General features: G+C 63.3%; 11 protein-coding genes. 7 read left to right on the plus strand and 4 right to left on the minus strand.

Features of this window, described 5'->3' with window-relative positions; translation table 11 throughout:
• From ACXJ7R_RS15345 to ACXJ7R_RS15360, 4 genes are all read left to right on the plus strand, one after another.
• On the plus strand, nucleotides 1-1,063 hold a 1,063-nt coding region (locus ACXJ7R_RS15345; RefSeq protein WP_457152571.1), incomplete at its 5' end, for an ABC transporter substrate-binding protein.
• 63 nt (nucleotides 1,064-1,126) lie between these two features.
• A complete protein-coding gene (locus ACXJ7R_RS15350; protein WP_457152572.1) occupies nucleotides 1,127-2,041 on the plus strand; it encodes an ABC transporter permease in 915 nt (304 codons plus the stop codon).
• Complete coding sequence (locus ACXJ7R_RS15355; protein WP_184876711.1) at nucleotides 2,038-2,829, plus strand: ABC transporter permease; 792 nt, start codon at nucleotides 2,038-2,040, stop codon at nucleotides 2,827-2,829. Before ACXJ7R_RS15350 ends, ACXJ7R_RS15355 begins: the two co-directional genes overlap by 4 nt.
• A 30-nt stretch (nucleotides 2,830-2,859) precedes the next feature.
• Entirely contained in the window at nucleotides 2,860-3,924 is a 1,065-nt protein-coding gene (locus tag ACXJ7R_RS15360) for an ABC transporter ATP-binding protein (RefSeq protein WP_457152573.1), read from the plus strand.
• Nucleotides 3,925-3,963: 39 nt separating this feature from the next.
• On the opposite strand, the gene ACXJ7R_RS15365 is transcribed toward ACXJ7R_RS15360, so the two are convergent.
• Nucleotides 3,964-4,590 carry a glutathione S-transferase family protein gene (locus ACXJ7R_RS15365; RefSeq protein WP_457152574.1) on the minus strand — a complete coding sequence of 209 codons (627 nt, stop codon included), beginning with the start codon at nucleotides 4,588-4,590 and terminating at the stop codon, nucleotides 3,964-3,966.
• A gap of 126 nt (nucleotides 4,591-4,716) precedes the next feature.
• Between ACXJ7R_RS15365 and ACXJ7R_RS15370 the strand changes: the two genes are divergently transcribed.
• The 3 genes from ACXJ7R_RS15370 (at nucleotide 4,717) to ACXJ7R_RS15380 (ending at nucleotide 8,124) form a co-directional block, all read left to right on the plus strand.
• Nucleotides 4,717-6,267, plus strand: a complete 1,551-nt coding sequence (locus tag ACXJ7R_RS15370) for a cation:proton antiporter (protein WP_457152575.1) — start codon at nucleotides 4,717-4,719, stop codon at nucleotides 6,265-6,267.
• A gap of 92 nt (nucleotides 6,268-6,359) precedes the next feature.
• The gene (locus ACXJ7R_RS15375) at nucleotides 6,360-7,271 is read left to right on the plus strand and encodes an endonuclease/exonuclease/phosphatase family protein (protein WP_457152576.1); all 912 of its coding nucleotides are present in this window, start codon (nucleotides 6,360-6,362) and stop codon (nucleotides 7,269-7,271) included.
• Between the two features lie 7 nt (nucleotides 7,272-7,278).
• Nucleotides 7,279-8,124: an EamA family transporter gene (locus ACXJ7R_RS15380; RefSeq protein WP_457152577.1), complete on the plus strand. Its 846-nt coding sequence runs from the start codon at nucleotides 7,279-7,281 to the stop codon at nucleotides 8,122-8,124.
• A gap of 9 nt (nucleotides 8,125-8,133) precedes the next feature.
• Here the strand turns inward: ACXJ7R_RS15380 and ACXJ7R_RS15385 are convergent, their stop codons facing one another.
• The 3 genes from ACXJ7R_RS15385 to ACXJ7R_RS15395 all read right to left on the minus strand — a co-directional run.
• A complete protein-coding gene (locus ACXJ7R_RS15385) occupies nucleotides 8,134-9,351 on the minus strand; it encodes an MFS transporter (RefSeq protein ID WP_457152578.1) in 1,218 nt (405 codons plus the stop codon).
• Nucleotides 9,352-9,441: 90 nt separating this feature from the next.
• Nucleotides 9,442-9,759, minus strand: coding sequence for a Dabb family protein (locus ACXJ7R_RS15390; RefSeq protein WP_095084596.1), 318 nt, complete (start codon nucleotides 9,757-9,759; stop codon nucleotides 9,442-9,444).
• Between the two features lie 10 nt (nucleotides 9,760-9,769).
• On the minus strand, nucleotides 9,770-10,936 hold a 1,167-nt coding region (locus tag ACXJ7R_RS15395; RefSeq protein ID WP_457152579.1), incomplete at its 5' end, for a GMC family oxidoreductase.

Here is a 10,936-nt window from a genome sequence, read left to right on the forward strand (position 1 = left end):
CCTTATGGCGTCGTCGGTGATTTCGTCCGCGGCTTCGCTGGACGATCTCGTCAAGGCCGCTAAGGCTGAAGGCCAGCTCACCACCATCGCCTTGCCACATGACTGGTGCGGCTACGGTGACGTCATCGCCGGCTTCAAGGCGAAGTATCCCGAAATCACTGTCAACGAGCTCAACCCCGATGCCGGCTCCGGCGACGAGGTCGAGGCAATCAAGGCGAACAAGGACAACAAGGGTCCGCAGGCGCCTGACGTCATCGACGTCGGCCTGTCCTTCGGCCCGTCCGCCAAGAAGGATGGTCTGATCCAGCCTTACAAGGTGTCGACGTGGGACTCGATCCCCGATAGCGCCAAGGATGCTGAAGGCTACTGGACCGGCGACTATTACGGCGTGCTGTCCTTCCAGGTGAACAAGGACATCGTCAAGGAAGCTCCGGCTGACTGGGCCGATCTGCTGAAGCCGGAATTCGCCAACACGGTCGCACTCGCCGGCGATCCGCGCGCGTCGAACCAGGCCATCCAGGGCGTCTATGCTGCTGGCCTGTCGTCGGGCGCCGCTGCTGGTGAAGCCGCCGGCACCGCTGGCCTCGACTTCTTCAAGAAGCTCAACGCCGCCGGCAATTTCGTCCCGGTCATCGGGAAGGCCGCGACGCTGGCCCAAGGCCAGACTCCGATCCTGATCACCTGGGACTACAACGCGCTCGCCGGCCGTGACACGCTGAAGGGCAACCCGCCCGTCGACGTCGTCGTGCCGAAGACCGGTGTCGTTGCCGGTGTCTACGTGCAGGCGATCAGCGCTTACGCGCCGCATCCGAACGCTGCCAAGCTGTGGCTGGAATACCTCTACTCCGACGAAGGCCAGATCGGCTGGCTGAAGGGCTATTGCCACCCGATCCGCTTCAACGATCTCGCCAAGAATGGCAAGATCCCCGCGGACGTGCTGGCCAAGCTGCCGCCGGCCGAATCCTATGCCGCGGCGGTGTTCCCGACGCTGGACGAGCAGGCCAAGTCCAAGGAAGCCATCACCAAGAACTGGGATGCCGTCGTCGGCGCCAACGTCAAGTAACTCAGACCATGCCGGGCGGCCTCGAGGCCGCCCGGCCCTTTTCTCAAAGACGGTAGCCGGCGCATGACCGATATCCCAATGTCAGACCACGCTGTTGCCGGGAAGACCGCGCCTCCCGCCGAGGCACGCAGCATGAGGCTGCCGACGCAATGGCTCGGCGTTGCTCCCTTCTTCATCTTCGCCATCATGTTCCTGATCCTGCCCACGCTCTATCTGATGCTGGGCGCTTTCCAGAACGATGCGGGTGAGTTCACCTTCGAAAATATCGCAGCACTGGCGCAGCCGTCGATCGTTGCCGCCTACTGGATCTCGATCAAGGTCAGCCTTGCCTCATCGTTGATTGGTGCCTTCGCCGGTCTCGCCATCGCCATCGCCATCGTGCGAGGCGGTCTGCCGGAATGGATACGCTCCGCGACGCTGACCTTCTCCGGGGTCGCTTCCAATTTCGCCGGTGTGCCGCTGGCCTTTGCCTTTATCGCCACACTCGGCCGGCTGGGGCTTGCCACGGTGATCCTGAACACCTTGTTTGGCCTCAATATTTACGCTCACGGCTTCAACATCCTGTCGTTCTGGGGGCTGACGCTGACCTAYGTCTACTTCCAGATCCCGCTGATGGTGGTGATCATCGTGCCGGCCATCGACGGCTTGAAGAAGGAATGGGGCGAGGCCGCCGCGACCCTCGGTGCAACCATGGCGCAGTACTGGCGCATGGTGGTCATTCCGGTGATCTGGCCAAGTTTCCTTGGCACCGTCATCCTGCTGTTCGCCAACGCCTTCGGCGCTATCGCCACCGCCTATGCGCTGACAGGCTCGTCGCTCAACATCGTGCCGATCCTGCTCTATGCGCAGATTCGCGGCGACGTGCTGCATAATGCCCATCTTGGCTACGCGATCGCCTTCGGCATGATCTTCATCACCGGCCTAGCCAATGTCTTCTATATCTGGTTCCGGACCCGTTCCGAGAGGTGGCTCAAATGAAGTCGGGAAAGTTCTGGGCCTGGGTCGTCTTCGCGCTGGGCGCGGCCTATTTCTTCATCCCGCTGATCGCGACGGTGGAGTTTTCCATGCGCATGCGGCGTGGCGCGTACTCCTTTGACGCCTACAAGGTGGTGTTGGGCGATCCTCGCTTCCAGGCGACCTTCGGCTATTCAGTGCTTGCCGCCGTCTTCACCATCATCCTCGGCGTGCTGATCGTGGTGCCGGCCGCCTACTGGATCCGGCTGCGCCTGCCGCARCTGCGGCCGCTCGTCGAGTTCATCACGCTGTTGCCGCTGGTCATTCCGGCCATCGTCATCGTGTTCGGCTATATCAGGATGTACGGATCGAACTCGCCGCTGCCGTTCCTGGCCAGCGATACCGGTACGAACGCCCTGCTGGTTATCGGTTATGCCACGCTGTCGCTGCCCTATATGTACCGTGCGGTCGACACCGGGCTCAGAACCATCGATGTGCGAACGCTGACTGAGGCGGCGCAGATCCTTGGCGCCGGCTGGTCGACGATCATCACGCGCGTTATCCTGCCCAATGTGCTGATCGCGGTGTTGTCGGGTGCGTTCCTGACCTTCGCGATCGTCATTGGCGAGTTCACCATGGCCAGCCTGCTCAACCGGCCCGCTTTCGGTCCGTATCTACAGAACATAGGCGCCAACCGCGCCTATGAGCCGGCGGCCCTTGCCATCATCGCCTTTGCCATCACCTGGGGCTGCATGTCGCTGATCCAGATCCTGTCCCGTTTCGCGCCGAGATCGGCGAACCGCCCCAATTGATCGAAAAGTACTGATCGAAAGAGCAACACCATGGCCGACCCGTTCCTCTCCATCCAGCACGTGCGAAAATCCTTCGGTGCCACCACGGTGGTGGAGGATTTCAATCTCGACGTCGAGCGTGGCGAATTCGTCTCGTTCCTCGGCCCGTCCGGCTGCGGCAAGACCACCGTGCTGCGCATGGTCGCCGGCTTTGAGGAGCCGACTGCCGGCAAGATCGTGGTTGGTGGCAAGGACATCACGAGGCTGAAGCCCAACCAGCGCAATGTCGGCATGGTGTTCCAGGCCTATGCGCTGTTCCCGAACCTGACGGTGGCACAGAACATAGGCTTCGGCCTGAAGGTTGCCGGCATGCCTAGGGCGGACATCGATGCCCGAGTCGCCGAGATGCTCGGCATCATCAAACTGCCGCAGATGGCGGACCGCTATCCCTATCAGCTCTCGGGCGGCCAGCAGCAGCGCATAGCGCTGGCCCGCGCCATCGCACCGAAGCCGAAGCTGCTGCTGCTCGACGAGCCGCTTTCGGCGCTCGACGCCAAGGTGCGCGTGTCGCTGCGCGAGGAAATCCGCTCGATCCAAAAGAAGCTCGGCATCACCACCATTTTCGTCACGCATGATCAGGAAGAGGCGCTGTCGATCTCGGACCGCATTGCTGTCATGTATGGTGGCAAGGCTGAACAGGTCGGCACGCCGTTCGAGATCTACAACCGTCCGGCAACCAAGTTCGTCGCCAATTTCGTCGGTACGCTGAACGTGCTCGAAGGCAAGGTCACCGATGCTGCGTCCGGCAAGGTGCAGGTCGACACGCAGGAAGTCTCGCTCAAGGGCAAGCTCAACGGCTCGAAGTCCGGCGACACCCTGTCGCTTGCCCTGCGTCCGGAAGCCATTTCGCTAGGCCTTCAGCCCGGTCGCGACTCCAGCCTTTCCGGCGAGATCTCCGAAGTGCATTTTCTCGGCTCTGTGATCCGGGTTCGCGTCGGCATTGGCGGCAACACCGTGTCGCTCGATACGTTCAACAGCCCGGCCACACCGCCGCCCGCTGTCGGCGAAAAGGCCGAGATTTCGTTCTCGTCGAGCGATATGCTGGTGCTGCACTAGGCGGTAGAGCGGACGGGGCAGAGGAAGAACCAAGCCCCCTCAGGCCGGCGCTATGAATGGCTGCATGACTGTCTGAAAGACCGGCAGCGCTTCCATTTTTGCGGCATGTGCGTCCAGCGCCGGGAAGTCGGCCAGCGACACAAGCCCGGGATGCGCCTCGCCGATGAAGCGGAGCACGGCGGCAACCGCGATGTCGGCATGGCCAATGCGGTCGCCGAACCAGTAAGGTGTCGACCTTCCCTGACGATCGGTTTCCAGGACTGCAAGGACAGCCTCGATCTGTGTGCGGCAGCGCCCGGCCCAAAGGTCGGATACTTTCTCATGCAGCCGCGTCTCATAGAACAGGCTGACCGCCTTGTCGCCGAGGCCGGTTGCCAGGGCTGATATCCGCAGCGCCTGGTGACGCGCCGGTTCGGCCGTCGGAAACATCCTCCGCTCGGCCGGAACGAGGCTGTCGAGATAGTCGAGCATCAAATGGCTTTCGATCAGCACCTCGCCATTGTCCAGCACCAGGGTCGGCACCCGGGTCAGCGGGTTGTAGGGCCGGATCTTGTCGGCAGCGCCGAAGGCCGACCACGGACGGTGCTCGTAGGCGATGCCGTATAAGGTCATCGCAATGCCGATGCGGCGAACGAAGGGGGAGTCAAATTGGCCAATCAGGATCATGGTCGGTGCCTTACGCTGCAAGTGACCGCTGGACATACTGCCACGGGGCTTGTGCGCAATAGCCAATCAACAGCATCTTGCTGGCTTGCCACTGCCGACAATGCAGCATCACGGGGGTAACAGGCCATGGCTCTTTTCGAACTGACGCTTGTCCTGCTTTTGACTGCCGTTGCGCTGACGGCGCTGTCGCGACGGCTGGAGATTCCCTATCCGTCCCTGCTGGCCTTGGCCGGGGTTGGGATTGCCTTCGTGCCTGGTGCGCCAATGATCGAGATCGATCCGGAACTGGCTCTTGCCCTGTTCATCGCGCCGGTGCTTCTGGATGCCGCCTACGACACATCGTTGCGGGATCTCAACCGCTACCGGCTGCCGCTCGCGCTGCTGGCGCTCGGCGCCGTCGTCTTCACCGCGGCGGTCGTTGCTTTCGTCGGCTGGAAGATGGCCGGGCTGCCGATCGCGGCGGCAATCGCGCTCGGCGCCATCGTCGCGCCGCCCGATGCGGTCGCGGCGAGCGCCGTACTCGGGCAGTTCAAGGTGCCGCACCGCATCACCGCCATCCTGCAAGGCGAGAGCCTGCTCAACGATGCCACGGCACTCCTGATCTACCGCCTGGCGGTTTCGGCAGCGCTCGGCTCGATCATGCTGAGCAACGCCATCCCGACGATTCTGCTGTCGACGATCGGCAGCCTCGTCGCGGGTTATGTGCTTGGCCGCTTTTCGCTGCTGACGCTCAGCCGGATCGAGGATGCGGCAAGCAGCACCGTGGTGCAATTCGCCGGGACATTCGGGGTGTGGATACTGGCCGACAGGCTGGGCCTGTCCGCCATCATCACTATCGTCGTCTACGCCATGACCATAGCGCGGATGGCGCCGCGCCGCATGTCGGCCAGGCGGCGCGTCAGCACCTATTCGGTGTGGGAATCGGCGGTCTTCGTGCTCAACGTGCTGGCCTTCGTGCTGATGGGCCTGCAGGCACGATCGATCGTCGGCCGCCTCTCCGGCGAAGGGCAGGGCGAAGCCTTTCTATTCGCTGCAACGGTGCTGGCCGTCGTCATCGTGGCACGCCTCGTCTGGGTGGGGAGTTACGTTGCGATCATCCGATGGTTGGCCCGCTTCGGAAGCGAAGACCAAAGGCGAGATGTGCCGACGTTTGGCGGCGCGGTGCTCGTCGGTTGGTGTGGCATGCGGGGGCTGGTGACGCTGGTGGTGGCCATTGCTCTGCCGGCGGGTTTTCCCGGCCGCGATCCAATCGTGCTTGCCGCCTTCGCGGTCGTTCTCGGCACGCTGGTGCTGCAAGGCATGACGCTGAAGCCGCTGCTGCGGATACTCAACTTCGACCCGGACAGAACGATCGACAATGAGGTGGCGCAGGCGCGGGTGGCCATCATGCAGGCCGCCCTTGACGTGTTGAGCCGCAAGACATCGGCCGCTGCTGCTGTTGTGCGCGAGCAGTATGAGGCGCAGCGCCTGATCGCTCAAAACCCGGAGGACGCACAGGCGGCCACCGAATATGACCGGCTGCGCCTCTATGCCATCAACCGCCAGCGCGACACGCTCGAGGAACTGCGCCGCAACGGCACAATCGGTGACGAAGCCTATCACCGGCTTGAAGAGGAAATCGACTGGTCGGAACTGGCGGCATCGCCAGCTGGAAGTTTCCAGCCGCTGACGACGTGAGATATCTGGCCCAAGCCGCTGCCATTTCCCTGCACATTGCAACCAATCTGCCGAACCGCTACTGCCATCATCGAAAATGAGCCGGATAAGCAATGAAGCTGGTCAGCTACAACATCCAGTACGGGTTCGGCAGCGACGGCCGCTACGATCTTTMGCGCGCCGCGCGCATCGTCGCCGGCGCCGACATCATCGCGCTGCAGGAAGTCGAACGGCACTGGCAGCGCAGCAACTACGACGACCAGCCGGAGCTTGTTTCCCGCCTGCTGCCGGACTATCACTGGGTCTATGGTCCGGCCTTCGACATGGACGCCAGCGAGCAGCGCGACGGCCGTCTGATCAACCGGCGCCGGCAGTTCGGCACGATGGTGCTGTCGAAGCTGCCGATTGTCTGGTCGCGGCTGCACGCGCTGCCGATGCGCAGCACGCTGCGGCCGCTCAACACGCGCAACGCAGCACTTGAATGCATGATCCGCACGCCGGCCGGCCCGGTTCGGGTGTTTTCGTTGCATCTCGCCCATATCGCGGCGGAGGAGCGGCTGGAACAGATCGATTACCTGTTGGGCGAACATCGCCGTGCGACCCGCGAGGGCGGACCCTGGAGCGGCATCGATGACGAGCCGTCGCGCAACTGGAGCAATGGCGAGCCGGAGCCGGAGAACCCGCTGGAAGCCATCTGGATGGGCGATTTCAACATGGAGCCGGGCAGCGTCGAATATAGCCGCATCGTCGGCAGCACGCCCTATCATCGCGGCGCCGCCTACCTCGATGGCTTCGTCGATGCCGCCGCCGTTGCCAGCCAGCCGACCGCGGATTTCCACACCCATGTGAAGACCATCGACGGCAAACTGGCCAAACGCCGGCTTGACCATTGCTTTGTCGGCGGCATGTTTGCCGGGCGCGTCCGCTCGGTCGGCGCCGATGTCGGCGAGGTCGCATCGGACCATTTCCCCCTACGGCTCGACATCGATCTCGAAACACCGCTCGCCGTGCTGCGCGGCGGATGAGCCGGCAATGACGCCCTTCGTTTTCTTCGCGGTGCTTGCCGCCGCCGCCATGCACGCGATCTGGAATGCGCTGGTCAAGGTGCATCTCGACCGCTTCCTGTCGATCACGCTGATGACGCTGGGAATGGGCGCTGCTGCCCTTGTCGTGTTGCCTTTCGTCGAAGTGCCGAAGGCGCAGGTGTGGCCCTACATCATCGCCTCGGTGATCTTCCACATGGGCTACCGGACCTTCCTGATCGGCGCCTACCAGGCCGGCGATTTCGCCCAGACCTATCCGCTGGCGCGCGGCACAGCACCTTTGCTGGCAGCCCTTGGCGGTATGTTCGTGGTCGCCGAGGTGCCGGCACCGCTTGCCATTCTGGGTATTTTTCTGCTGTCGACCGGCACGCTGGTGATGTCGTTTCGCGGCGGTGCGCATCTGGAAAAGCTGAACCTGCGCGCGGTCGGCTTTGCGCTGGGCACCTCGATCTTCATCGCCAGCTACACGCTGTCCGACGGCAGCGGCGCGCGGCTGGCGGCCACAGCGCAAAGCTATGCAGCCTGGCTGTTCATCTGCGATGCCCTCGGAGCGCTGGTGCTATGCCTTATCTTCCGTGGGCCGAAAGCGCTGCCGGTGCTGGCGCGCGACTGGAAGGTGGGCCTGTTCACCGGCGTACTCAGCGGTGCGGCCTACTGGATCGTGATGTGGGCAATGACCAAGGCGCCGATCGCATCGGTGGCGTCGCTGCGCGAGACCTCGATCTTGTTCGCCATGATGATCTCGGTCTTCGCCCTCGGCGAGAAGATGACGGGCTGGCGCGCGGCCGCCGCGCTCAGCATTGTCGCCGGCGTTGTTGCGCTCCGACTGGGCTAGCTGCCGCCGTTAGCCCAGCACGGTCATCACTTGGCCGCGTCGCTCCGGACTGAAGCGGATGACGACGATGATGCAGACGGCAACCACGCCGGCAAAAAGCGCAAGCGCATATCCGTAGCTGCCTCCAGGGGCTTCCGCGATGCCTGCCTGGTAAGGGCCGCCATAGGACGCCGCGAGATTGCCGGCCTGATAGATGAAGCCGGGCAAGGTCGCACGCACGGACCCCGGCGAAAGCTCGTTGAGATGCACCGGGATGACGCCCCAGGCGCCCTGGACAGCGACCTGCATGACGAAGGCGCCGATGGCGAGCATGAAGGGCGTGGTGCTGTAGGCCCACAGTGGAATCGACGGCAAAGCAATCAGGCACGCCAGGGTGATGGCGTTGACGCGGCCGATCTTCTCGGACAGCGCGCCGAATGCCAGGCCGCCAACGATGGCGCCGATGTTGGCGACGATGGTGATCCAGCTCACCGTATGCGGATCGAAGCCGTGCTGCTTCTTCAGGAAGGTTGGGTAGAGGTCCTGTGTGCCATGGCTGAAGAAGTTGAAGAACATCATCAGCACGACGGCATAGAGGGCGACGCCCCAGTGCTTTTGCAGCGTCTCCAACAGTCCCGGCCTGGCGGTCTTCTGCGCGTCGACGAAGGCCGGCGATTCCGGCACGTGCGAGCGGATGAACAGCACGATCAATGCCGGCACGAAGCTGAGCAGGAACATGGCGCGCCAGCCGATCGTGTAGCCGCCGATCGTCTGCTGATAGAGCAGGCCATAGACCACTGCCGCCAAGAGGTAGCCCGTCGGATAGCCGCATTGCAGGATGCCCGAGACCATGCCGCGCGCGCTGGGCGGGATAGACTCCATGGCGAGCGAACTGCCAAGTCCCCATTCGCCGCCCATGGCAATGCCGAACAGGGCGCGCAGTGCCAGGAAGATGCCGAGATTGGGCGAGAAGGCGGCCAGCGCGCCAATCACCGAATAGCTGACGATGTTGAGCATGAGGATGGGCTTGCGCCCGTATTTGTCGGCAAGCATGCCGAAGAAAAAGGCGCCGATGAAGCGTGTCGCCAAAGTCAGGAACAGCGCCTTCGATACGGCTGGGACATCGGTCTGGAATTCAGTCGCAATATCCGTGAGCAGGAATGTCAGGAGGAAGAAATCGAAAGCGTCGAGCGTCCAGCCCAGAAATGAAGCCAGGACGGTTTTCTTCTGTTGGGAATTGAGGTTCAAGACGTTCCTCCTTTACCGTCCCCGGGCAACGATATGTCGCCCGGTCGGCAAAAGAGAACAGCCGTCAGCCGGCTTTCGAAAAACCGGCGGTCACTTTTTCGTAAGATCGAGATCGAAGACCATCAATCCGTCGGTGCCGCCTTCGAGAGCGGCGACCAGTCGGGCGCCGGCGCGCTGATGCGCCTCATGCACCAGATAGGCGTCGCGGGTGGCGGCATCGCGGAAATCGATGGTGAAGCCATGCGTGAAGCCGCGGCCGAACGGCTCGGGGCTGACATTGGCGCTGAATTGGACCGCTTCCATGCCCTCCACCACCTGTCGCAGCGCTTCGAGATCGGCATGGATTGCCATGCGCTCGGCGGCGGGAACATCGTTGCGAAACCTGGCGAACACACAGTGCCTGATCATTTTTTTGCTCCTAAGCCGCCCGGTTTCCGGAAAACACGGCCGGCGGCAGCGGTTCGCGGTCGAGGATCAGATCGGCACCCTTTTCGCCGACCATGATGGTCGGCGCATTGGTGTTGGAGGAGGGCACGCGCGGCATCACCGAGGCGTCGCAGACCCGCAGGCCGTCGATGCCGCGCAGCCGAAGATCGGGTGTCACCACGGCCATGTCATCATGGCCCATGCGGCAGGTGCCGACCGGATGATGGTCGGTCTTGGAACTGCGGCAGGCATAGTCGAATAACTCGTCGTCGCTAGCGAGCGACGGGCCGGGCAGCACCTCGCGCAACACGTAGGGCGCAAGCGCCCTCTGCCGCATGATCTCGCGCGCCAGCCGCAGTCCCTTGATCGACATGGCGCGATCATAGGGATCGGACCAGTAGTTCGGATCGATCAGCGGATGCTCGGCGGGGTCGGCGCTCTTCAGCCGCACCGTGCCGCGCGAGCGCGGCCGCAGGAAGGCGGAATTCAAGGTGACGCCCGGGTTGTTCAGCTTCTCGACACCGGCCTCGATGCCGGAGCCCAAGCCGAGATGGAACTGGATGTCGGGCGAGGCTGCAGTCGGGTCGGCGTACCAGAAGCCGCCGGTCTCGAACAGGCTGGAGGCCACCGGTCCCTTCTTCAGCAGCAGGTATTGCAGGCCGGCCCAGGCTGTGCGGTGCAGCTTGGCGTAATTGTCATAGGTGTGGTCGCCGGTGCATTCGGCGATGACGAACAGGTCGAGATGGTCCTGCATGTTGGAGCCGACGCCGGGCAGGTCATGCACCGGCGTGACGCCGACCGATTTCAGATGGTCGGCCGGGCCGATGCCCGACTGCATCAACAGCTTCGGCGAGCCGATGGCGCCGGACGAGACGATCACCTCTCGGTCGGCGCGCAGGATTTTCTTCTCGCCGCCCGGCCTGTCGACGATCTCGACGCCGATGGCGCGGCCTCTCTCGACGACGATGCGCGTCACCAGCACATCGGTCCTGACAGTAAGGTTCCTGCGAGCGCGGATCGGCTTCAAATAGGCGACCGAAGCGGAGGAACGCCTCGCGTCCTTCTGGGTCAATTGGTAGTAGCCGACGCCCTCCTGGCTGGCGCCGTTGAAATCCGGGTTGAAGGGAATGCCCATCTCCTGGCCGGCGCGGAAATAAGC

It is taken from the genome of Mesorhizobium sp. P5_C1 (assembly GCF_054049815.1).

What these genes read in the sequence shown, in the direction of transcription:
- ACXJ7R_RS15360 (WP_457152573.1), top strand. Translation starts at nt 2,860, where the DNA reads ATGGCCGACCCGTTCCTCTCCATCCAGCACGTGCGAAAATCCTTCGGT.
- ACXJ7R_RS15390 (WP_095084596.1), bottom strand. Translation starts at nt 9,759, where the DNA reads ATGATCAGGCACTGTGTGTTCGCCAGGTTTCGCAACGATGTTCCCGCC.
- ACXJ7R_RS15365 (WP_457152574.1), bottom strand. Translation starts at nt 4,590, where the DNA reads ATGATCCTGATTGGCCAATTTGACTCCCCCTTCGTTCGCCGCATCGGC.
- ACXJ7R_RS15370 (WP_457152575.1), top strand. Translation starts at nt 4,717, where the DNA reads ATGGCTCTTTTCGAACTGACGCTTGTCCTGCTTTTGACTGCCGTTGCG.
- ACXJ7R_RS15380 (WP_457152577.1), top strand. Translation starts at nt 7,279, where the DNA reads ATGACGCCCTTCGTTTTCTTCGCGGTGCTTGCCGCCGCCGCCATGCAC.